The sequence below is a fragment of the Delftia sp. Cs1-4 genome, assembly GCF_000214395.1.
Lineage (GTDB): Bacteria > Pseudomonadota > Gammaproteobacteria > Burkholderiales > Burkholderiaceae_C > Comamonas > Comamonas acidovorans.
On sequence record NC_015563.1, the window covers coordinates 2,301,237 to 2,323,489 of the forward strand.

18 protein-coding genes are annotated in these 22,253 nt (G+C 69.9%); 8 read left to right on the forward strand and 10 right to left on the reverse strand.

Annotated elements, in window-relative coordinates; all coding sequences use genetic code 11:
• Positions 1 to 4: 4 nt before the first annotated feature.
• The 4 genes from DELCS14_RS10205 to DELCS14_RS10220 all read right to left on the reverse strand — a co-directional run bounded on the left by DELCS14_RS10205 (position 5) and on the right by DELCS14_RS10220 (position 3,708).
• On the reverse strand, positions 5 to 730 hold the full coding sequence (locus DELCS14_RS10205) for an ABC transporter ATP-binding protein (protein ID WP_013801546.1): 726 nt from the start codon (positions 728 to 730) through the stop codon (positions 5 to 7).
• Positions 714 to 1,538 carry an ABC transporter ATP-binding protein gene (locus DELCS14_RS10210; RefSeq protein WP_013801547.1) on the reverse strand — a complete coding sequence of 275 codons (825 nt, stop codon included), beginning with the start codon at positions 1,536 to 1,538 and terminating at the stop codon, positions 714 to 716. Before DELCS14_RS10210 ends, DELCS14_RS10205 begins: the two co-directional genes overlap by 17 nt.
• A gap of 69 nt (positions 1,539 to 1,607) precedes the next feature.
• On the reverse strand, positions 1,608 to 2,792 hold the full coding sequence (locus DELCS14_RS10215) for an acetyl-CoA C-acetyltransferase (RefSeq protein ID WP_013801548.1): 1,185 nt from the start codon (positions 2,790 to 2,792) through the stop codon (positions 1,608 to 1,610).
• Positions 2,793 to 2,925: 133 nt separating this feature from the next.
• Entirely contained in the window at positions 2,926 to 3,708 is a 783-nt protein-coding gene (locus DELCS14_RS10220) for an SDR family NAD(P)-dependent oxidoreductase (protein WP_013801549.1), read from the reverse strand.
• A 182-nt stretch (positions 3,709 to 3,890) separates the two neighbouring features.
• Here DELCS14_RS10220 and DELCS14_RS10225 point away from each other — a divergent pair, with 182 nt between their 5' ends.
• Complete coding sequence (locus tag DELCS14_RS10225) at positions 3,891 to 6,653, forward strand: LuxR C-terminal-related transcriptional regulator (RefSeq protein WP_013801550.1); 2,763 nt, start codon at positions 3,891 to 3,893, stop codon at positions 6,651 to 6,653.
• A 12-nt stretch (positions 6,654 to 6,665) separates the two neighbouring features.
• On the opposite strand, the gene DELCS14_RS10230 is transcribed toward DELCS14_RS10225, so the two are convergent.
• On the reverse strand, positions 6,666 to 7,124 hold the full coding sequence (locus tag DELCS14_RS10230; protein ID WP_013801551.1) for a GNAT family N-acetyltransferase: 459 nt from the start codon (positions 7,122 to 7,124) through the stop codon (positions 6,666 to 6,668).
• 128 nt (positions 7,125 to 7,252) lie between these two features.
• On the opposite strand from DELCS14_RS10230, the gene DELCS14_RS10235 reads away from it, so the two are divergent.
• Complete coding sequence (locus DELCS14_RS10235) at positions 7,253 to 9,595, forward strand: FdhF/YdeP family oxidoreductase (RefSeq protein ID WP_013801552.1); 2,343 nt, start codon at positions 7,253 to 7,255, stop codon at positions 9,593 to 9,595.
• A gap of 10 nt (positions 9,596 to 9,605) precedes the next feature.
• The gene (locus DELCS14_RS10240; protein ID WP_012206611.1) at positions 9,606 to 9,887 is read left to right on the forward strand and encodes a hypothetical protein; all 282 of its coding nucleotides are present in this window, start codon (positions 9,606 to 9,608) and stop codon (positions 9,885 to 9,887) included.
• Here the strand turns inward: DELCS14_RS10240 and DELCS14_RS10245 are convergent.
• The gene (locus DELCS14_RS10245) at positions 9,851 to 11,857 is read right to left on the reverse strand and encodes a U32 family peptidase (RefSeq protein WP_013801553.1); all 2,007 of its coding nucleotides are present in this window, start codon (positions 11,855 to 11,857) and stop codon (positions 9,851 to 9,853) included. The two genes, DELCS14_RS10240 and DELCS14_RS10245, sit on opposite strands and share 37 nt — an antisense overlap.
• Positions 11,858 to 12,360: 503 nt before the next feature.
• On the opposite strand from DELCS14_RS10245, the gene DELCS14_RS10250 reads away from it, so the two are divergent.
• The 4 genes from DELCS14_RS10250 (at position 12,361) to DELCS14_RS10265 (ending at position 17,139) form a co-directional block, all read left to right on the forward strand.
• The gene (locus DELCS14_RS10250; protein WP_013801554.1) at positions 12,361 to 13,629 is read left to right on the forward strand and encodes a branched-chain amino acid ABC transporter substrate-binding protein; all 1,269 of its coding nucleotides are present in this window, start codon (positions 12,361 to 12,363) and stop codon (positions 13,627 to 13,629) included.
• A complete protein-coding gene (tadA, locus tag DELCS14_RS10255; protein WP_083829074.1) occupies positions 13,598 to 15,025 on the forward strand; it encodes a tRNA adenosine(34) deaminase TadA in 1,428 nt (475 codons plus the stop codon). Before DELCS14_RS10250 ends, tadA begins: the two co-directional genes overlap by 32 nt.
• Positions 15,026 to 15,377: 352 nt before the next feature.
• The gene (locus DELCS14_RS10260) at positions 15,378 to 16,370 is read left to right on the forward strand and encodes an LD-carboxypeptidase (RefSeq protein WP_013801556.1); all 993 of its coding nucleotides are present in this window, start codon (positions 15,378 to 15,380) and stop codon (positions 16,368 to 16,370) included.
• Positions 16,371 to 16,389: 19 nt separating this feature from the next.
• Positions 16,390 to 17,139, forward strand: a complete 750-nt coding sequence (locus tag DELCS14_RS10265) for a sterol desaturase family protein (protein ID WP_013801557.1) — start codon at positions 16,390 to 16,392, stop codon at positions 17,137 to 17,139.
• A 150-nt stretch (positions 17,140 to 17,289) separates the two neighbouring features.
• Here DELCS14_RS10265 and DELCS14_RS10270 read toward each other — a convergent pair whose 3' ends face one another.
• Positions 17,290 to 17,670 (reverse strand): hypothetical protein, encoded by a 381-nt coding sequence (locus DELCS14_RS10270; protein WP_013801558.1) that lies wholly within the window; start codon positions 17,668 to 17,670, stop codon positions 17,290 to 17,292.
• Positions 17,671 to 17,855: 185 nt separating this feature from the next.
• Here DELCS14_RS10270 and DELCS14_RS10275 point away from each other — a divergent pair, with 185 nt between their 5' ends.
• On the forward strand, positions 17,856 to 20,390 hold the full coding sequence (locus tag DELCS14_RS10275) for a penicillin acylase family protein (RefSeq protein ID WP_013801559.1): 2,535 nt from the start codon (positions 17,856 to 17,858) through the stop codon (positions 20,388 to 20,390).
• Between the two features lie 45 nt (positions 20,391 to 20,435).
• On the opposite strand, the gene DELCS14_RS10280 is transcribed toward DELCS14_RS10275, so the two are convergent.
• The 3 genes from DELCS14_RS10280 to DELCS14_RS10290 form a co-directional block, all read right to left on the reverse strand.
• Positions 20,436 to 21,413, reverse strand: coding sequence for an alpha/beta hydrolase (locus tag DELCS14_RS10280; RefSeq protein ID WP_013801560.1), 978 nt, complete (start codon positions 21,411 to 21,413; stop codon positions 20,436 to 20,438).
• Positions 21,414 to 21,516: 103 nt separating this feature from the next.
• The gene (locus DELCS14_RS10285; RefSeq protein ID WP_012206602.1) at positions 21,517 to 21,903 is read right to left on the reverse strand and encodes a DNA-binding protein; all 387 of its coding nucleotides are present in this window, start codon (positions 21,901 to 21,903) and stop codon (positions 21,517 to 21,519) included.
• A gap of 11 nt (positions 21,904 to 21,914) precedes the next feature.
• Positions 21,915 to 22,229 carry a type II toxin-antitoxin system HigB family toxin gene (locus DELCS14_RS10290; RefSeq protein ID WP_013801561.1) on the reverse strand — a complete coding sequence of 105 codons (315 nt, stop codon included), beginning with the start codon at positions 22,227 to 22,229 and terminating at the stop codon, positions 21,915 to 21,917.
• Between the last annotated feature and the right edge of the window lie 24 nt (positions 22,230 to 22,253).

Here is a 22,253-nt window from a genome sequence, read left to right on the forward strand (position 1 = left end):
GCCGCTACTCCCCGAGATAGGCCTGGCGCACCGCGTCGTTGCGGCGCATGGCTTCGCTGGGGCCGTGCAGCACGATGCGGCCGGTCTCCAGCAGGTAGGCGCTGTGCGCCAGCTCCAGCGCCAGGCGCGCGTTCTGCTCCACCAGCAGGATGGTCGTGCCCTGTTCCTCATTGATGCGCCGCAGGATGCCGAAGATGTCGCGCACCACCAGCGGCGCCAGCCCGAAGGAGGGCTCGTCCAGCAGCAGCAGGCGCGGGCGGCCCATGAGGGCGCGGGCAATGGCCAGCATCTGCTGCTCGCCGCCCGACAGCGTGCCGGCCTGCTGGGCGCGGCGTTCCCTGAGCCGCGGGAAGTAGCCGAACATGCGCTCCATGTCGCCGGCCACGTCGGCGCGGGCCGCCCGCGTGGGGCGCGCCTGCGCGCCCAGGCGCAGGTTGTCCTCGGCGCTGAGCTGGGCGAAGGTGCCGCGCCCGTCGGGCACATGGCCCACGCCCTGGCGCGCGATGCGCTCGGTGCTGTGCCGGTCTATGCGTTCGCCGGCCAGGCGCACCTCGCCGCGTGTGTCCACGAGGTGGCGGCAGATGGCGCGCAGCGTGGTGGTCTTGCCCGCGCCATTGGCGCCCAGCAGGGCCGTGACGCGGCCTTCGGCCAGGTCCATGTCGATGCCGTCCAGCACGCGCACCGACCCGTAGGCCGCATGCAGTCCGCGGATTTCAAGCAGTGCCGGCATGCGCCACCTCCCTGTCCTGATCCTGCGGCTGCATGTCCGAACCCAGGTAGGCACGGATGACTTCGGCATGGGCGCGAACCTCGCCCGGCGTGCCTTCGGCGATCTTGCGGCCGAAGTTCAGCGCCACGACCTTGTCGCTCACGCGCATGACCAGGCCCATGTGGTGCTCCACCAGCAGCACGGTCAGCCCCAGCCGGTCGCGCAGCGACAGGATCAGGTCGCCCAGGCCGGCCAGCTCCTCATGGTTGAGGCCGCAGGCCGGCTCGTCCAGCAGCAGCAACTGCGGGCGGCAGGCCAGGGCACGCGCCAGCTCCACGCGCTTTTGCGTGCCGAAGGGCAGGTCGGCCACGCGGCGGTCTGCCACGCCCGTCAGCTCCAGCAGGGCCATCAGCGATTGCGCCTGGGCGCGGGCTTCTTCCTCGCGCCGGCGCACGCCGGGCAGGCGCAGGGCGTCGCGCACAAAGCCGGCGTGCTGGCGGCTGTGCGTGCCCAGGCGCACGTTGTCGGCCACCGTCATGCTGGAAAACAGGGCCAGGTTCTGGAAGGTACGGCCCATGCCCAGCGCGGCCATGCGGTGGCGCGCCAGCGTGGCCAGCGGCTGGCCGCGAAAGCGGATGTGGCCGGCCTGCCAGGCATACAGCCGCGACAGGCAGTTGAACAGGCTGCTCTTGCCTGCGCCGTTGGGGCCGATGAGGCCGCAGATCTGGCCTGCCGCAACATCGAAACTCACGCCGTCCAGCGCGACGATGCCGCCGAAGCGCAGCGAAACGCCTTCGATGCGCAGCAGGGGCTGCGAGTCCTGGCTCATGGCTTTCCCTCCCCCCGATGGTGGGCGACCGGCGCGGGCCGCGCCGGCCGCACGGTGGCCTGGCGGCGCCTACAGGCGCTCGATGATGGTGACGTTGGCCATGCCGCCGCCCTCGCACATGGTCTGCAGGCCATAGCGCCCGCCGCGCGCATGCAGGGCGTGGATCAGCGTGGCCATGAGCTTGGTGCCCGAGGCGCCCAGCGGATGGCCAAGCGCAATGGCGCCACCGTTGACGTTGAGCCGCGCCGGATCGGCGCCCGTGGCCTGCAGCCAGGCCAGCGGCACGGGGGCAAAGGCCTCGTTGACTTCGTACAGGTCGATGTCGGAGATGCGCATGCCGGCCTTTTTCAGCGCGGCCTGGGTGGCGGGGATGGGGGCCTCCAGCATGATCACGGGGTCATGCCCGAGCAGGCTCATGTGGTGGATGCGCGCCAGCGGCTGCACGCCCAGGGCCTTGAGGCCGCGCTCGCTGACCACCATGACGCCGCTGGCGCCATCGCAGATCTGGCTGGCCGTGGCGGCGGTCACGCAGCCGCCCTCGCGGATGGTCTTGACGCCGGCAATGCCTTCCAGCGTGGCGTTGAAGCGTATGCCTTCATCCACCGTGTGCGGCTGGCCTTCCCCCTCGGCACCGCCTTCGGCGCTGCGCGCCTGCACGGCCAGGATCTCGCGGTCGAAGCGGCCCTCGCGCGCGGCCTGCACGGCGCGCTCATGGCTTTGCAGCGCATAGGCGTCCAGCTGGTCCTTGGTCAGGCCGTACTTGCCGGCCATCATCTCGGCGCCCATGAACTGGCTGAACTCCACGCCCGGGTAGCGCTGCTGCATGGCCGGGCTCATGTACACGCCCAGGCCGGCCTTGGCGGGCAGGGCGTTGGGCGTGCCCATGGGCACGCGCGACATGCTCTCCACGCCAGCGGCGATCACCATGTCCATGCTGCCCGACATCACGGCCTGGGCCGCGAAATGCAGTGCCTGCTGGGACGACCCGCACTGCCGGTCCACCGTGGTGCCCGGCACGGACTCGGGCAGGGACGAGGCCAGCACCGCGTTGCGCGCCACGTTCGTCGCCTGCTGGCCGACCTGGCTGACGCAGCCCATGATCACGTCCTCGACCTGGGCCGGGTCGGCCTGGCTGCGGCGCACCAGCTCGTCCAGCACCTGGGCCGCGAGATCGGCCGGATGCCAGCCCGAGAGCTTTCCGCCGCGCTTGCCGCCCGCCGTGCGCGTGGCGGCGACGATGTATGCCTGTGCCATGGATATGTCTCCTGTTCCTGTATTCCTGGGGGGATGGTGGCCCGGCCGGCGCGGGCCGGGCATCGTCGCAAGCGACGATTCCGGCCAGGGAAAACGCGGGGACGGTGCCTGCCGTGAGGCCTGGGCTGTACGCCTAGCGCGGCGCCATGCGGATGGCGCCGTCCAGGCGCACGCACTCGCCGTTGAAGTAGCCGTTGGTGATCATGGTCTCGGCCAGGTGGGCGTATTCGTCGGGCTGCCCCAGCCGCTTGGGAAAGGGCACGGAGGCGGCCAGCGCCGCCTTCACGTTGTCGGGCGCGCCTTGCAGCAGCGGCGTGTCGAAGATGCCGGGCAGGATGGTGTTCACGCGGATGCCCTCGCCCATGAGGTCGCGCGCGATGGGCAGGGTCATGCCCGTGATGCCGGCCTTGCTGGCCGAGTAGCTGGCCTGGCCCATCTGCCCGTCCTGCGCCGCCACCGAGGCGGTGTTGACGATGGCGCCGCGCTCGCCGTCGGCCAGCGGCTCCAGCGTGAGCATGCCTGCCGCCGACTTGGCGATGCAGCGGAAGGTACCCACCAGGTTGATCTGGATGATGCGGTCGAAATTGGCCACGGGCAGGTGCCGGATCTCGCCCGTGGCCTTGTCGCGGCTGGCCGTCTTGACGGCATTGCCCGTGCCCGCGCAGTTGACCAGGATGCGCTCCTGCCCGTGGGCTGCGCGCGCCTGGGCAAAGCCCGCGTCCACGCTGGCCTCGTCGGTCACGTCCACGCGGCAGAACAGGCCGCCTGTCTCGCGCGCCAGCGCCTGCCCGGCCGTCTCGTTGAGGTCGAACAGGGCAACGCGCACGCCCCTGGCGGCCAGGCGGCGCGCGGTGGCCGCGCCCAGGCCCGATGCCCCGCCCGTGACGACGGCGCTGATGCTTGCGTCAAGCTGCATGTGAAGGTCTCCTTGGTTGGTGCGTTGGCGGCGCGCCGTTGCCTGTCGCCTTGGATCGGGACAGGCGGCAGGCCGCCACCTATGATCTGCCTTCAAGTCTAGGAATCGCCCCTTCTTGCCGCCATCGTCGAAACCGACGAAAGTGCCCGGTGCCTCACCCCTTCACAGTGCCCCCTGCCTGCATGCAGCCCCCAGCGCCCACCCATTCCTCCGGCCCCGGTCCGGGTTCCGGCTACGTGCCGCAGGCCAAGCTGAGCCCGCCGCGCGCCGCTGCCGCCCAGGTGGCCCGGCTGGCCGTTGCCGCGCGCTGGCCCGAGGCCTTGCGCGCCCGCGTGGTGCTGGTGCGCGCCCCTGCCGGCTTCGGCAAGACCACGGCCATGCGCCAGATGCGCGAGCGCCTGCAGGCCGAGGGCCAGGCCACGGCCTGGCTGACGCTGGATGCCGCCGACAACGATGTCTCGCGCTTTCTGCAGTGCCTGGGCGCGGCCGTGCGCACCCTGGGGGTGGGGCCGTCGCAAGGCGCCGGCGAGTTGTCCCAGGCCCTGCATGCGCTGGCCGGCGAGGGCCGCTCCTTTGCGCTGTTCATCGATGATTTCGAGGTGCTGCACAACGATGCCGTGCTCGGCCTGGTGCGCCAGCTCATGGAGCAGCTGCCCGAGCGCGGGCGTCTGGTCATAGGCTCGCGCGCGCTGCCGGCCCTGGGACTGGGGCGGCTGCGCACCAGTGGCCAGTTGCTGGAGATCGATGCGGCGCTGCTGCGCTTTTCCGTGGGCGAGGCCGAGGAGTTCTTTCGCCTGCGCGGCTGCCCGCTGCCGCGCGAGGCCCTGGCGCGGCTGCTGGACAAGACCGAAGGCTGGATAGGCGCGCTGTGGCTGGCCTCGCTGGCGCTGGAGCGCCATGGCCTGCACAGTGATTTCATCGAGCGCTTCTCGGGCTCGGAGCGCGCCGTGGCCGACTACCTGGCCGAGGATGTGCTGGCCCAGCAGCCCGCGTCCGTGCGCGACTTCCTGCTGCGCACCAGCATCCTGCGCACGCTGGACGCCCAGGTTTGCCAGGCCCTGGTGCCGCGCGCCGACGGCGCCGCCATGCTGCAGGCGCTGGAGCAGGCCCACCTGTTCCTGGTGCCGCTGGCCGACGAGGCGCAGGGTGGCCAGGGCGGGCACAGCTGGCGCTACCACAGCATGTTTGCCGACTTCCTGCGCGCACAGCTGCTGCGCGAGCAGCCCGGTGAATTGACGCGACTTCACCTGGCGGCCAGCGGCTGGTACGAATCCTGCGGCCGGCCCGTGCCCGCCATCGAGCATGCGCTGGAAGGCGGCGACCTGCCGCATGCCCTGTCCCTGCTGGCGCGCCATGCCGAGGCGCTGATGGAGCAGGGCCGCATGCGCCTGCTGTCACGCTGGTTCTCGGCCATGCCGGCGCCGCTGATGGTGCGCGAGCCGCTGTTGCAGGCCGTGGCCGCCTATGCCGACTGCTTCACGCGCGGCCCCTGGCAGGCGCAGCAGCGGCTGGACGCCTTGCGGCCCCGCATGGCCGCAGACCCCGCCGCGCAGGCGCTGGTCATGGCCCTGCAGCCGCTGCTGCTGGCCATGATGGACCGCGTGGAAGAGGCGGCGCCCCTGGGCCGCCAGGCGCTGGCCTGCCTGCCCAGCTGCCGGCCGTTTGCAGACAGCTCGCTGACCAATGCCATGGCCTACGTGGTGTCGGTGCTGGGCGATGCCGAGGAGGCCCACCGCCTGCTGGACGCGGCGCGCAGCACCCAGGCCGGCAGCCTGTTCAGCCGCATGTACACCGAGGCCATGGAGGGCGTGCTGGACCTGTCGGGCGGGCGGCTGCGGCAGGCGGCATCGCGCTTTCGCGTGGCGCTGGCCGCCACGCCGCGCAGCGCCTCCTACAACCCCACCAACGGCAATGCCTGGGCCGGCGTGCTGCATGCCGGCGTGCTCTACGAGACCAACGACCTCGACGGCGCCGACCACCTGCTCAACGTCTACCTGCCGCTGGCCCGCGACGTGGGCCTGCCCGACCATGTGATCTCCAGCTACCGCATGCGTGCGCGCATTGCCTTCGTGCGTGGCGATGTGGATGCGGCCTTCGGCCTGCTGACCGAACTGGAGTACCTGGGGCATGAACGCCAGCTGCCCCGCGTGACGGCCAGCGCGCGGCTGGAGCATGCGCGCATCTTCGTGCTGCAGGGCAACCGGGCCGCCGCGTCCGAGGCGCTGGAGCGTGCCGACGATCCCGGCGTATGGCCGCGCGTGGAACGCCTGCGCCTGCCCCCGCACGAGGTGGAGGACATCGCCATCGCCCGGCTGCGCTGGGGGCTGCACTTTGGCGACTGCCGTGCCGTGCGCGATGCCATCGCCCCCTTGCTGGCCGATGCGCAACTGCGCGGGCGCCGCCACCGCAGCCTCAAGCTGCAGGTGCTGTGCGCGCTGGCCGAGGCGGGCTGCGGCGACATGGACTCCGCAGCCGCCATGCTGGCCCAGCCGCTGCGCCACGGGGCCAGCGAAGGCTTTGTGCGCCTGATGCTCGATGAGGGGCCGCTGCTCGCGCCCGTGCTGCAGCGCGTGCTGTCGCCTTCACTGACGCCTTCACTGACGCGCCGCACGGAACCGGCGGAGCCGGAGGCGGCCGCCCATGCGCAGCGGCTGCTGTCTGCCCTGGGCGAGCCTGCCGAGCCCGCCGATCCCCCCGAGCTGCAGGCAGCGGATGCTCCCCAGGGCCCGGCGCCAGCCACGGCGCTTGCCGAGCCCCTGACCCGCAAGGAGCTGCGCGTGCTGGAGCTGCTGGCCTCGGGCTACTCCAATGCGGCCATGGCCGAGAAGCTCTTCGTCTCCGACAGCACGGTGCGCACCCACCTGCGCAGCATCAACCTCAAGCTGGGCGCGCGCAGCCGCACCCAGGCCGTGGCGCTGGCGCGGGAGCTGCGGGTTTTGCGCTAGGCCGCTGGCGGCTCAAGCCTGCAGATGGCGCGCATAGGTCAGGAACACTTCATCACGCACCCAGCCCAGCGACTCGTACAGCGCCTGGGCGCGCAGGTTGTTGCGGGCCGTGGTCAGGTCCATGCGTGCATGGCCCGTGGCGCGGGCATGGGCTTCGGCCGCCAGCAGCAGGGCGCGGCCCACGCCCAGGCGGCGCGCGTCGGGCACCACGAAGAGGTCGTAGAGCACGTAGATGGGCGCGGCCAGCACCGAGCAGAACGAGGGATAGAGCTGGCAAAAGCCCAGGGCACTGCCGTCCGGTCGGCGGGCCAGCAGGATCACGGATTCGCCGCGCTCCAGCCGCGCCGTGATGAAGGCCAGCGCCGCGTCGGCATCCGCAGGTTGCTCGTAGAACTGGCGGTAGGCGTCGAACAGCGGCGCGATCAGCGCAGCGTCTTCGGGGATGGCGGTGTGTATGGCTGTTGAGTTCATCGGTGGTCCGGGGCTGAGGTTGCCAGCATGGCGCAGGGCAAGGATGCCGTGCTCATATCTTTGCTGAATCTCTCCATTTGGAGATGTGATTTGACCTGGATCATGGACAGGCGGAACACTTCCGGCCCATGTCCGAACAAAAGATCGAGTTCTACAAGGGGGCCGCTGGCGGCTGGGGCGCACTGCGCAGCGTGAGCCAGGCCCTGATGCGCCAGGATATCGCCGTCAAGGGCGCCAAGACCCTGCTGTCGGCCAACCAGCCCGACGGCTTCGACTGCCCGGGCTGCGCCTGGCCCGACCGCAACCACCATTCCACCTTCGAGTTCTGCGAGAACGGCGCCAAGGCCGTGGCGGCCGAGGCCACGGCGCGCCGCGTGACGCCCGAATTCTTTGCCCGGCACACGGTGGCCGAACTCATGGCGCAAAGCGATTTCTGGCTGGAAGACCAGGGCCGGCTCACCGAGCCCATGGTGTACGACGCGGCCAGCGACCGCTACCGGCCCATCGCCTGGGACGACGCCTTTGCGCTGATCGCCCGCCACCTGAACGCGCTGCCCGACCCGAACCAGGCCATCTTCTACACCTCGGGCCGCGCCAGCAACGAGGCGGCCTTTCTGTACCAGCTGTTCGTGCGCGCCTACGGCACGAACAATTTTCCCGACTGCTCCAACATGTGCCACGAGCCCAGCGGCAGCGGCATGAAGCCGCAGATCGGCGTGGGCAAGGGCACGGTGCAGCTGGCCGATTTCGAGCAGGCCGATGCCATCTTCATCTTCGGCCAGAACCCCGGCACCAACCACCCGCGCATGCTGGGCGAGCTGCGCGCAGCCCACAAGCGCGGCGCGCGCATCCTGAGCTTCAACCCGCTGCGCGAGCGCGGGCTGGAGCGCTTCCAGGACCCGCAAAGCAAGCTGGAGATGGCCACCCTGGGCGCCACGCCCATCAGCACGCACTACTTCCAGCTGCGCGTGGGCGGCGACATCGCGGCCGTCAAGGGCATCATGAAGCATGTGATCGCGCAGGACGATGCACTGGGGCACGGGCGCGGCGGCGTGCTGGACCATGCCTTCATCGCCGAACACACGACCGGCTTCGAGGCCCTGGCCGAGGACCTGCGGGCCGAGGACTGGGGCCTGCTGGAGGTCGAGTCCGGCCTGAGCCGCGCGCAGATGCAGACGGCGGCCGAGGTCTACATCGCCGCCCGCAGCACCATCGTCTGCTGGGGCATGGGCATCACGCAGCACATGCATTCGGTGGCCGCCGTGCAGATGCTGGTCAACCTGCTGCTGCTGCGCGGCAACATCGGCCGCCCCGGCGCAGGTGCCTGCCCGGTGCGCGGCCACAGCAATGTGCAGGGCGACCGCAGCATGGGCATCTGGGAGAAGCCGCCGGCCGCGCTGCTGGACCGGCTGCAGCAGGTCTTCGGCTTCGAGCCGCCGCGTGCCCACGGCGTGGACGTGGTCGAGTCCATACGCCTCATGCTCGAAGGCAGGGGCAAGGTCTTCTTCGCGCTGGGCGGCAACTTCGCGGCGGCCACGCCCGACACGCATGCCACCTGGCAGGCGCTGCGCCGCTGCGACCTGACCGTGCATGTGACCACCAAGCTCAACCGCAGCCACCTGGTGCACGGCCGCGAGGCGCTGATCCTGCCCTGCCTGGGCCGCACCGAGATCGACATGCAGGCCACCGGCCCGCAGGGCGTGACGGTGGAGGACTCCATGGGCATGGTCCACATCTCCAGCGGCATCAACCCGCCTGCGTCGGAGCATCTGCTCAGCGAGATCGCCATCGTCGCGCGCCTGGCCGCCGCCACGCTGGGCGCGCAGCGGCCCGTGCCCTGGCTGGAGCTGGCCGGCGACTATGCACGCATACGCGAGCTGATCGAGCAGGTCTTCGACGACTTCCACGACTTCAACGCGCGCGTGGCCGTGCCAGGCGGCTTCAAGCTGCGCAATGCGGCGAGCGAGCGCATCTGGGAGACGCCCCGGGGCAAGGCCGGCTTCTTCGTGCACGCCGTGCCGCGCGACACGCCCGTGCACCGCGCACGCGCCGCGCGCAGCCCCGGCGCATCGCCGGTGTTCACGCTGTTCACCACGCGCTCGCACGACCAGTACAACACCACCATCTACGGCATGGACGACCGCTACCGCGGCGTCTTCGGCCAGCGCCGCGTGGTCTTCATCCATGCCGAGGACATCCGCGCCCTGGGCTTGAAGGATGGCGACTGGGTGGACCTGCAGACGGTGTGGGATGACGGCCAGCAGCGCAGCGCCGAGCGCTTCAGGCTCGTGGCCTACGACATTCCGCGCGGCTGCATCGCTGCCTACTATCCGGAGACCAATCCGCTGGTGCCGCTGTCGGCCACGGCCATCGTGGCGGGCACGCCCAGCTCCAAGTCCATTCCCGTGCAGATGGTGGCGCACAGGCTGCCTGCCGTGCCATCTCCCGCGCTGGAAGAAATGGCGGCCTGAAGTGCAAGGCATGGAAGAACTGGCCGCCGCCATCCTGCGCGAATTGGCCACCGAGCCCGCACCCATGTCCCTGCCCAGGCTGGGCAAGCGACTGGGGCAGGGCGCCAGCGTGCTCATGCGCTGCCTGGCGCTGATGGGCGATGCGCCCATTGCCGGCACACCGGGGCCGGGCTGGGTCAGGCTGGAGCAGGAAGAGGGGCGGTGGCTGGCGGCCCTGACGGAGCGCGGGCGCTTGTGGGTGGAGGCCGAAGCCTGTCAGGCGCTGGCCGAAGGCACGGGACGCGTGCGGTAGAACTGCATCGGAAACTCCTGCATTTCCTTGGCGTGCTGGTTGATCACCGCGCGCTTCATCTTGCCGACCACATGCATCTCGCAGGGCTTGCAGTCGAAGCGCAGCGTGAGTTTTTCCTTGCCGTTGATCAGCTGCAGCGGCTCGGCCTTGATCGTGCCCTTGACGCCGATGACGCCCTTGGCCTGCTTGGGGCACAGGCTCATGGAAAAGCGCACGCAATGCTTGGTGATCATCAGGCTGACTTCGCCTTCTTCTTCCTTGCTCTCGTAGGCCGCGTCCATGACCTTGACGCCGTGCTTGATGTAGAAGTCGTGTGCCTTCTGGTTGTAGACGTTGGCCAGATAGGTCAGCGTGTCCTCGGGGAAGGGCACGGGCGGCTCCACGGGCAGGGCGCGCGGCAGGCGCACGAAGCCGGCCTGGCGCGCGGCCTCCAGCGCGGCGACGGCGTCGCGGCGCAGCTGGTTCAGGGCCGAGGCCGGCACGAACCAGGGCTGGCTCAGCTGCAGGCCGATGTCATGCACGGAGAAGATGGTGGCGCCGAAGCGGCCCAGCTGCTCGCGCAGCGTGGCCTCGGCACGGGCTGCGTCGGTGGCGGCCTGGTGTTCCTGCGCGATGGCGGCAGTGGCGGTGAAGCCATCCTCGTCGGTCAGCGTGAGCGCAAAGCCGTCGGGCGTTTCCTTGAGTTCGGCCCACAGGCCGATGCGGCGGTCGCTGGACTTCTTGTCCAGCGTGCGCACCCAGGCCATGTCGCGGTTGCGGTTGACCTCCAGGCCCTTGCGCAGGTCCTTGAAACCGGCGATGGGGTCCTTGGGGAACAGGCGCCACAGCGACTTCTTCGCATCCACCGACTCGGCGCGGTTGATCTGCAGGCCCACCAGTTCCTTTTGCAGGTCGTAGTAGCACAGGCCGTCGCCGTTGTGCAGTTCGGTGTCGCGGCTCGATGTCTCGATCTCCACGAAGTTCTCGCCCACCTTGGTGACCCAGCCGATGGCGCGGCCCGGTGTCTTGGGCGTGTCGAAGGCGCCGATGTCGTCCTTGCGGCCGTTGACGAAGTAGTCGGTGAACTCGCGGTTGAAGTTCTGGTCGGGGTCGGGCGTGAAGCTGAACGTGGTGCTGCCCGAGGATGAGCGCGCCAGGGGCGTGTCGGAGAACTCGCGCTCCTCGATGATTTCGTCCAGCAGCTTGCGGTAGTGGGCCGTGATGTTCTTCACGTAGCCCATGTCCTTGTAGCGGCCCTCGATCTTGAAGCTGCGCACGCCGGCGTCGATCAGGGCGCGCAGGTTGTCGCTCTGGTTGTTGTCCTTCATGGACAGCACGTGCTTTTCGTGGGCGATGATGCGGCCGCTGGCGTCCAGCACCTCGTAGGGCAGGCGGCAGGCCTGGTTGCAGTCGCCGCGGTTGGCGCTGCGGCCCGTGTGGGCGTGGGTGATGTAGCACTGGCCCGAGTAGGCCACGCACAGCGCGCCGTGCACGAAGAATTCGATGGTGGTGCGCGCCGGGTCGGTGGCCGCGCGCACGGCGGCGATCTGCTGCAGGTCCAGCTCGCGCGCAACGACGATCTGCGACAGGCCGGCGTCCTGCAGGAAGCGCGCCTTCTCGGGCGTGCGGATGTCGGTCTGGGTGCTGGCGTGCAGCTGGATGGGCGGCAGGTCCAGCTCCAGCAGACCCATGTCCTGGATGATCAGCGCGTCGGCACCGGCCTCGTAGATCTGCCAGGCCATCTTGCGGGCGGCCTCCAGTTCATCGTCGCGCAGGATGGTGTTGAGCGTGATGAAGATGCGGCTGCCGAAGCGGTGCGCGTGGTTGATCAGCCGCTGCAGGTCGCGGATGTCGTTGCCTGCCGTGGCGCGTGCACCGAAGGCCGGGCCGCCGATGTAGACGGCGTCGGCGCCATGGTTCACGGCCTCGATGCCGATGTCGGCATCGCGCGCGGGAGACAGGAGTTCGAGCTGGTGGGGCAGGAGGGACATGGGGCTTTGTGGTGTTCTGTGTTCGTACCCGCACCGGCGTGGGGGCCGGGCGTCGGGCGCAATGCGGGGGAAACTGGCCCCCACGCTACCCTTGCTGCGCAAGGTCCGCTGCCCCCCAAGGGGGCCGCTTTTTGTCTTGGGGCGGCCCGGCGACAAAAAAAGGCCCCCACTCTTGGGGCGGTCCGGCGACGAAAACCTCGCAGCCCGCTTGCGGTGAGGCGCAGCATTATCGCCGCAGCCCCGAAAAAACGCGCGCCAGGGGGTATGCGCCCGATGCCCTGGCGGGCGGCGCCGGTTTTTGCCTATCCTTTAGGATGCGCACTGCACGGGCCGGGCCGCCATGCCGGATACCCCGGCCCGTGCCTGCCCCGCCCCGGGCCTGATGCGCGCTTTCTGCGCCAGGCCTTGCCCGGCCGGGCAGCGCCCGAGTGGGCCACGCCGCAGCGGATTTCGTTTGCCAGGGCGCCTGTTTCACAGATTGACCGTTTTTTCCAGGAGTTGCCATGCACGCCTCGATTCGCCATTTCCCGTGGGCCGGCCCGGCCCTGCTGTGCACCCTGCTGGGCAGCGGCGGCCTGGCCTGGGCGCTGCCGGGAAGCGGCCCGGCCAACGGGCAGTCGGCAGGGGCTTCCGCTGCGGCGGCTGCACCCGGTACGGCCGCTGCACCTGCTGCACCTGCTGCACCCGCTGCACCCAGTTCAGCCGATGCGCCCCTGGTGGTGCGCATTGCCCATGCGGGGCCGGTGTCCGGCCCCATTGCCAGCCTTGGCAAGGATGAGGAAAACGGCGTGCGCATGGCCCTGGACGATCTCAACGCCAAGGGGCTGGAGATCGGCGGGCGCAAGCTGCGCTGGAAGCTGGAGGCCGGCGACGATGGCGGCGACCCCGGCCAGGCCGTGGCCCTGGCCCGGCGCCTGTGCGACAAGAAGGTGGCGGCCGTGGTCGGCCACCTGCAGTCGGGCACCACGCTGCCGGCCACATCCATCTACCACGACTGCGGCATCGTCATGGTCACGCCCGCAGCCAGCAACCCGGCCATCACCCAGGCGGGCTACGACACCACCTACCGCGTGATCGCCGACGACCGCGCCATGGTCGATGCGCTGGTTGCGCACGCCGTGGGCAAGCTGGGCGTCAAGCGCGCGGCCATCATCGATGACCGCTCGGCCTACGGCCAGGGCATCGTGGCGCTGTTCGAGGCCGAGGCGCGCGAGCAGGGCATCGAGATCGTGGACAAGCAGTTCACCGGCGACAAGGCCACCGACTTCGTGCCCATCCTCACCGCCATCAAGGGCAAGAAGCCGGACGCCATCTTCTTCGGCGGCCTGGACGCCCAGGCCGGCCCCATGCTCAGGCAGATGGCCCAGCTGGCCATGGACAAGGTGCGCCTGCTGGGCGGCGACGGCCTGTGCACGCTGCGCCTGCCCGAGCTGGCGGGCAACACGTCCCCGCTGCGCAATGTGACCTGCGCCGTGGGCGGCAGCCCGCTGGAGCGCATGCCGGGCGGCGCTGCCTGGAAGCAGCGCTACGACCAGCGCTTTCCCGACCAGTACCAGGTCTTCAGCCCCTACGCCTACGACGCCACCATGGTGCTGGCCCAGGCCATGCTGCGGGCCGACTCCATCCGGCCCGACGCCTATATCCCCTATCTGCGCCAGACCCGGCATGACGGCGTGACGGCGCCGATTGCCTTCACGCCCCAGGGCGAGCTGCAGGCGCCGGTCGTCACGCTCTACCACTATGCGCAGGGCGTGCGCAAGCCGCTGCCCTGACCCCCAGTCGCCCGGACACTGTGACACCTTGACTGCCGAGCACCGTCCACTGCCGCAGGCCGACGACGAGGCCTGGATGCGCGCCGCCCTGGAGCTGGCGCGTGCCGCCGCCCAGGCGGGCGAGGTGCCTGTGGGCGCCGTCATCGTCAAGGACGGCGCCATCGTCGGCCAGGGCCGCAACGCGCCCGTGGCCCAGGGCGACCCCACGGCCCATGCCGAGGTGCTGGCGCTGCGCGACGCGGCCGCGCGCCTGGGCAATTACCGGCTGGACGATTGCACGCTCTACGTGACCCTGGAGCCTTGCACCATGTGCAGCGGCGCCATGCTGCATGCGCGCCTGGGCCGCGTGGTCTATGGCGCGGCCGAGCCGCGCACGGGCGCGGCCGGATCGGTGCTGGACGTGTTTGCGCTGCCGCAGATCAACCACCACACGCAGGTGACGCGCGGCGTGCTGGCTGGGGAATGCGCGGCCCTGATGTCGGACTTCTTTCGCACGCGCCGCGCCGAGCAGCGCGCGGCCCAGCCGCATCCGCTCAAGGACACGGCGCTGCGCCATGCGGATTCCACCTTCGGCGGCTTTGCCCAGCCGCAGTGGCGCAGCGATCTGCCGGCGCTGGCAGGCCTGCGCCTGGCCGTGGTCGATGAAGGACCGCGCGATGCGCCGCTCACCTGGCTGTGCCTGCACGGCAGTCCCTCATGGGGCCAGCTGTTCCAGCCCATGCTGCCCGGCTGGCTCCAGGCCGGCCATCGCGTGGTGGTCCCCGACCTGCCGGGCTTTGGCCGCAGCGACCAGCCCAAGAAGGAGAAGGCGCACAGCGCGGCCTGGCATGTGCAGGTGCTGCGCGAGCTGGTGCTGGCGCTGGACCTGCGAAGCATCGTGCTGGTCGGCCATGACGATGGCGCGCGCCTGGGCCTGGCCGTGGCGCAGGCCGAGCCCGCCCGTTTTTGCGGCGCCTGGCTCATGAATGCCTGGCCTGCAGGCCCGGCACCCGATGCCTGCGTGCAATGGTTTGCGCAGGCGGCGCGCAAGCCGTCATGGCCCGTGGGCCGCGCCATGCACGAGGCGGGTGGGGAGGCCGGCGCACAGCCGCAGGCCTGGAACCTGCCGTTTTCCCAACCCGGCCACCGCGCCGCGCTGCAGGCCTGGCCCCGCGTGCAGGCCGAAATGCCGGCCCTGCCGATGGCGTTGCTGGCGCAGTGGAGCCAACAGCAACGCCTGTGGGTGCAGGGCGGAGAGCACGATGCGCTGATGCCTGCGCCCGCATGGCGCCATGCCTGGCTGCAGGCGCTGCCACAGCTGCCGCCAGCGCAGCTGCGCCTATCCCCGTGCGGCCATTGGGTTCCCCTGTGCGCTGCCGGCATGGTGGCCGACGCTGTGGAATACTTCCGCCCGTAGGCCTGCGCCGCCGGCCCCTTGCCGGGGCTGCGCAGCGGCAGGTCCCCGTCTTCACTCCCCTTGCAATATGGAGCATGCCGGCCAGGGCCGGCATGGAACCACCTTGGCCACTTCGCGCAGTTCCCGCTCTTCCAGCACGCCCGGCACACCCAGCACATCCGGCACGCCCCGCAAAAAGGCAGCCGCTGCCGCGCCTGCACCCGTTGATCACGCGCACGAACATGTGCATTCCGCCGACGGCACCTGCTGTGCCCACGGGCACGAACATCCACATGGCCATGACCGTGCACAGGAGCATTCGCATGCTGCGGCGCATGACCATGGCGCTGCCCACGAGCACGATCACGGCCATGTGCATGCCGCGGACGGCAGCTGCTGCGGCCATGCGCATGACCAGGGTCCGCGCCACATCTATATCTATTCGCCCGCCGGTGCCGTGCGCGACAAGGCCGGCTTCAAGCGCGGCGTGCGCCGCCTGGAGGCCATGGGCCACCAGGTGGAGATCGATGCCGATGCACTGAGCAGCCACCAGCGTTTTGCAGGCGACGACGCCACGCGCCTGGCGGCCATCGAGCGCGCAGCGGCCAGCGGTGCCGACCTGGCGCTGCCCACGCGCGGCGGCTACGGCCTCACGCGCATCCTGCCGGGCATCAAGTACAAGGCCGTGGCCAAGGCCATCGCAGGCGGCACGCGCTTCGTGGGCCTGAGCGACTTCACGGCGCTGTCGCTGGCCCTGCTGGCCAGGACCGGCGCCACCACCTGGGCCGGCCCGCTGCTGGTGCACGACTTCGGCCGCCCCGACGATGAGGGCGGCGTGGACGACATCATGCTGGACTGCTTCAACGACCTGCTCAGCGGCCAGGGCGAGGGCGCGGGCTGGCAGATGCCGAAGATCGGCCTGCGCGAAGACGGCAAGCCTGCCGTCAAGGACTTCTACATCAGCGGCGGCGCCACGCTGTGGGGCGGCAACCTGGCCGTGCTGGTCTCCCTGCTGGGCACGCCTTACTTCCCGCAGATCAAGGGTGGCATCCTGTTCCTGGAAGATGTGGGCGAGCATCCCTACCGCGTGGAACGCATGCTGACCCAGCTGCTGCATGCCGGCGTGCTGGCCCAGCAAAAGGCCATCGTGTTCGGCCAGTTCAGCGAGTTCAAGCTCAGCTCGCATGACAAGGGCTTCAAGCTGCAGACCGTGATCGACTGGCTGCGCAGCCAGGTCAAGTGCCCCGTGCTGCAGGGCCTGCCCTATGGCCATGTGCCGACCAAGGTGATGCTGCCCGTGGGCGCGCCCGTGTCGCTGTCGGTCGAAGGGCGCGATGCGCTGATCTACTGGGGCCACGTGCACTGAGCGGCAAGGAGCAGGCGGCATGCTGCAGATGTGGGAGTTCGCGGCCTACCCGCTGCTGGCGCTGATGTTCGTCGGCATCTTCACGCGCGAGGTGATCGCGCCGGCTTCGCGCAACCATTGCGACCGGCGCTGGCTGATCCTGTCCACGCTGCTGGGTCTGGGCACGCTGGCCACCACCTTGGCGGTAGGCCATCTGTTCTCGGACAGCATCCGCCGCCATGCGTTGCTGGACGTGGGCCGGCAATGGCCGGCCTGGGCCGTGGGCGCGCTGAGCTTTGTGCTGACCAGCTTTGTCTTTTACTGGTGGCACCGCGCCACGCACCGGTCGGACACGCTGTGGCGCCTGTTCCACCAGCTGCACCACAGCGCGCCGCGCGTGGAGGCGCTCACGGCTTTCTTCGCCCACCCTATGGACACGGCCGCCGCCGTGCTGCTGAGCGCGCTGTCCAGCTACTGGGTGCTGGGGGCCAGCCCGCTGGCTGCCGCCTTCGCCATCGGCCTCACGGGGGCGTTCGACCTGTTCCTGCATGCCGACATCCGCACGCCGCGCTGGCTGGGATACATCGTGCAGCGGCCCGAGATGCATACCGTGCACCACCAGTACGGCCACCATGCGCAGAACTACGGCCTGCCCGTCTGGGACCTGCTGTTCGGCACCTGGGCCAATCCGGCCGAGCGGGTGGAGCGCCTGGGCTTTGATGCCGACAAGGCCGAGCGCGTGACCGACATGCTGCGCTGGCAAGACGTGCACAAGCAGAACTCCCCCTGAGGCGCTGCGCGCCTTACCCCTCTCGCTTCGCGGGGGGGACGACAGCCTCGCTGCGGGGCGGCGCGGCCGGCGTAGGCCCTTGCTCGCTGTCCCTTGTTCTTGGCCGCGCCAGTTTTTGAGGCTCTGTACGGTGGCGGTGGGGGCTGACTGCTATTCGAGATACCGGCCGTTTTCCTTGCGGCGGGCGCGCATGCCGGTGCGCAGGAAGAGCACGGTGCCGCCTTGCTCGGCCAGCGGCACGCGCGTGTCGCCGGCCAGGTGGGCGTCCAGGCGCTGGGGCAGGTTCTCCAGCAGGGAGTGGATGGCGGACAGGTCGGTGTCGGCCGCTTCGGGGTGGTCGCGCACGAAGCCTTCAAGGTAGGCGCGGGCGTCGGCCTCCAGCTGCTCGCGCGTGGTGGCCAGCGAGACATAGCTGACGCCGGCCTGGCCCGGCGCCTCGGTGCCCAGCAGGTAGCAGCCGATGTAGTTACCACGGGGCTGGCCCACGGGCGGGTCCTGGGTGAGCTTCTTCAAGAGGCTGAAAGGCCACATTCCACGTACTTCCTGTTTCTGTCGGTTGCCCTGCATCCATGTGCGCAGGGCCGGCAGTGATTGTCGCCTGAAGCCTGCGCCCTGCAGGCGCGGCTTTCTGTCGTGAGCAATGTGAGCATGTCGCGCGCGCATATGCTACAAACTGCAACACTACGATACGAAAAAAGCAGAGGGTGGGGAAAAGAATGGGAATCATGCGAATCCTGAACTCGCGGTGGTGGGGTGTGGGCGCCGTGGCGGTGGTCGGCTCGGCCCTGCTGGCCGGCAGCGCGCTGGCCATCTATGCCGTGCGCGTGCAGCCGGTGCTTGACGGACAGCTCACGCTGGCCGGGCTGGAGCAGCCTGTGCGCGTGCGGCGCGATGATGCCGACGTCACCCATATCAGCGCCTTCTCGCCGCAGGACCTGTGGCGTGCCCTGGGCCATGTGCATGCGCAGGAACGCGGCTGGCAGCTGGAGTTCAACCGCCGCCTGATGCATGGCACGCTGTCCGAGATCCTCGGCCCGGCCACGCTGGATACCGACAAGCTCATGCGCGCGCTGGACATACGCGGCGCGGCGCGGCGCCAGTACGCATCCCTGCCCGCCAACGCGCGCGAGGCGCTGCAGGCCTACAGCGAAGGCATCGCGGCCTTCTATGCGGCCCTGCCCATGCGCCAGCACCCGCAGGTGCCCGAGTTCATGCTGCTGGACACGTCGCCGGGCGGCGGCGACAACTCGGCCTGGGCGCCCGAGGACAGCGTGGGCTGGGCGCTGATGATGGCGCTGGACCTGGGCGGCAACTGGGGCAACGAGTTCGCGCGGCTGGCCGCGCTCTCGCAACTGGACACACAGCAGCTGTGGCAGCTGATGCCGCCTTATCCCGGCGAGGCGCCGGCCACCTCCACCGATCTGGCCGCGCTTTACCGGGGGCTGGGCGTGTACCGCCAGGAGGCACAGGCTGCGTCTGCGTCCAAGGTGGCTGCCGCCAGCGAGGCGAGCGATGCCTGGGCCCGCTGGTCCCGCGACATGGTGCGCGATGCGGGCACCAACGACGGCAAGGGCAGCAACAACTGGGTGCTGTCGGGCAGCCGCACGGCCAGCGGCAAGCCGCTGTTGGCCAACGATCCGCATCTGGGCCTGAGCGCGCCCGCCATCTGGTACTACGCGCGCCTGCAGTCGCCTGCCGGCCAGGCGCAGGACGGCACGCCGCTGTCGCCCATCGACGTGGTGGGGGCCACCCTGCCGGGCCTGCCCTTCGTGGTGCTGGGACGCACGCGCGAGGTGGCCTGGGGCTTCACCAACACGAATCCCGATGTGCAGGATCTGTACCTGGAGCAGATCGATCCAGGCAACCCGGGCCGCTACCGCACGCCGGATGGCTGGGCGCCTTTCACCGAGCGCAGCGAGCGCATCAGGGTCAAGGGCCGGGCCGATGTGCAGCTCACGCTGCGCAGCACGCGCCACGGTCCCGTGATCAGCGATGTGCAGCCCCAGTACGAGGCCGTGCTCGACAAGCGCCGCTACGCCGTGGCCCTGCGCTGGGCGGCGCTGGACACCGACAACCTCACCGTGCAGGCGGGCCTGCGGGCCAACGAGGCGCGCAGCGTGGCCCAGCTGTTCGAGGCCTTTGCCGACTACCACTCGCCCATGCAGAGCATCGTCGCGGCCGATGTGCATGGCGCCATCGGCTTCAAGGCCGCAGGCCGGGTGCCGCTGCGTGCGGCCGACAACGACCTGCGCGGCGTGGCGCCCGCGCCTGGCTGGGAGGCACGCTACGACTGGCAGGGCTGGCTGCCCTACGACCAGGCTCCACAGGACGATGGAACGGCGCTGGGCTATCTGGCCACCGCCAACCAGCGCATCACGCGCGAGGGCTATGCCCACTTCCTCACCCAGGACTGGAGCCTGCCGTACCGGCACCGCCGCATCTCCGAGCTCATCGAGGCGAAGGACAGGCACGACGTGGTCAGCATGGCCTCCATCCAGAACGACCAGACCTCGCTGGCCGCCCGCGCCCTGCTGCCGCAAATGCTCAAGGCCCTGGACGAAGCGCCGGCCACACATCCGCTGGCCCCGCAGGCGCGCCGGGTGATGGCGCAGTTCGACGGCCGCATGGACGCTGCGCAGGCCGCGCCGCTGATCTTTGCCGCCTGGGTGGACGAGCTGACGCGCGGCCTGGTGATCCCGCGCATTGGCGCCCAGACCTTTGCGGCCACCTATGGCAAGCGCGACTACCGCGCAGGCATCGAAGGCATGCTGGAACGCCGCGACGGCTGGTGGTGCGCGGCTGCAGGCTGCAGTGCCCAGGTCAGCCAGGCGCTGGACCGGGCGCTGGTGCGCCTGCAATCCATGCAGGGCAGCGACCTGGGCCGCTGGCGCTGGGGCACGGCGCATGCGGCCTTGAGCAGCCACCGGCCGCTGGGCAGCGTGGGGCTGCTGGCGGGCATCTTCAATGTCAGCGTGCCTTCGGGCGGCGACAGCTACACCGTCAACGTGGGACAGTACCTGCCCGGTGATGCCAGGGCGCCGTTCGCCAACCGCCATGCGGCATCGCTGCGCGCCATCTACGACCTGGCCGAGCCCGAGCGCTCGCTGTTCATCTACCAGACCGGCCAAAGCGGCGTGGCCCTGTCCAGCCGCTATGCGGACATGTCTGCCGAATGGGCCGACGGCCGCTACCGGCCGCTGCAGATGGCGCCCGCGCGCTGGCGCCATTCGATGATGCTGCGGCCCCAGTAGGTTGCAATAGGCTGCATTAGGCTGCAGCAGCGGCGCGCGCCGGCCTCAGGTGCTGAGGAATTGCTCGATCAGCCCGGCCACGTCCGCCGGCTGGTCGTGGTGCAGCATATGGCCCGCGTCCTGGACCACGGCCGTGCGGCAGTCGGCAATCTGCCCGATGCGCTCGTGGTACTCGGCCAGCGTGTAGCGGTCCTTCCACCACATGCCCAGGCTGTCGTCGCTGGCCTCGACGGCCAGTACCGGCGCCGTGATCGCCCGGTACAGGGCAAGGATTTCTTCCACGCGGAACAGCTGCGCGCTGATGAGCTTGTGCGCCGTGTCGCCCAGGATTTCCCAGCGGCCCTGCGCATTGGGCGCCGCCCAGTGGTGGGCCAGCCACAGCGCCTTGTCCCCGGGCAGGCGGCGGTTGGTCTTCATCAGCCTGCGCGCCACGTCCTGCACGCTGTCATAGCTCTTGAGCTCCATGCCGCCGCTGCGCAGCTGGCGCAGCTCGTCCATCCACTGCGCGTAGCGTGCGGGCGCCTGGTCGGGCCGGGTGGCCGGCATGCCGAAGCCCTCCAGATTGACCAGCCGGCGTATGCGCGCAGGCCGCGCGCCCGCATACATCATGGACACGTTGCCGCCCATGCTGTGGCCCACCAGGTCCACGGGCGTATCGCCCACCAGGGTGTCCAGCAGGTGGTCCAGGTCGCCCAGGTAGTCGGCAAAGTCATGCCGGTCGGCAGGCCAGGCCGGCCGGCTCAGGCCGAAGCCGCGCCAGTCCGGCGCAATGATGCGGCGCCCCGCCATGAAGGCCTCGCCAAAGGCATCGACCACGAACTGGTAGGAGGCCGCCACATCCATCCAGCCGTGCACCAGCACCAGCGGCGCCAGGGCGGGATCGCCATCCACGGGCCCCCACTCGCGCACGTGGTACTCCATGGTGCGCACCGGCACCATGCGCGAGCGCCAGGGGCGGCTGGCAACGTAGATGGGCGCTTCTTCAGCGGCCGTGGCGGGGAGGGAAGAGGGGGCTTGCAGCATCCCGCCGATTATTCCGGTTTGCTGCTGTGCAGCAGTCAGGGGCGGGACAGCGGTGGCTGGGGATTTCCCGGTGCGCCAGCACGGCTCCCGGCCGGGGTGGGCATCAGCCGTGGCTTTCCGAGGCGGCGGTGCGCGGGCGGGACAGCAGGCTCTCGGCCGGTATGCCCAGGTCATGAAGCCTGTAGAGCATGTTCAGCGTCAGGGGGCGGCTGCGGTTGAGTATTTCGTAGATGCGGTTGGTCTGCCCGATGTAGGGCACCAGGTCCTTGACCGTCATGCCCCGGGACTCCATGAGCAGGCGCAGCGCATCGATAGGGTCGGGGGGAGCGATGGGGTAATGCCTTGCCTCGTAGGCCTCAACCAGCGTTCCGAGAATGTCCAGCCTGTCGCCGTCGGGCGTTCCCGAGGCCGGGTCCTTGTCGATCAGTTGCGAGATCTCGGTCAGTGCTGTCCTGTAATCCTGCTCGGTCCGGATGGGGCGGATTTCCATGGTCATTCCTTTCATTGCAGGCTCTGGTCCACTGTGGCGGCATCCACCTTGTCGTACTGCGCGTGCGTGCCTATGAACTTGATGTACAGCCACTGCTGCCTGTAGGCGATGGCGGCAATCAGGCGGTAGTCGTTGCCTTTGACGTTGAACACGACCCGGTTGTTGCCCACGATGCTGGCATTGCCGATCTGGTCCTTCACGTCCTGAGGGCAGGTCCACTGCGCGCGGGTGGCCATGTCGAACCACGCCTCAAGCGGCCCTTTGGCATCCGCATGCTCCGGCCTGCTGTAGAAATTGACGAGGGTGGAACGGGCCACGATGTGCATGGGTGGATGTTAGTCCCAAATTGG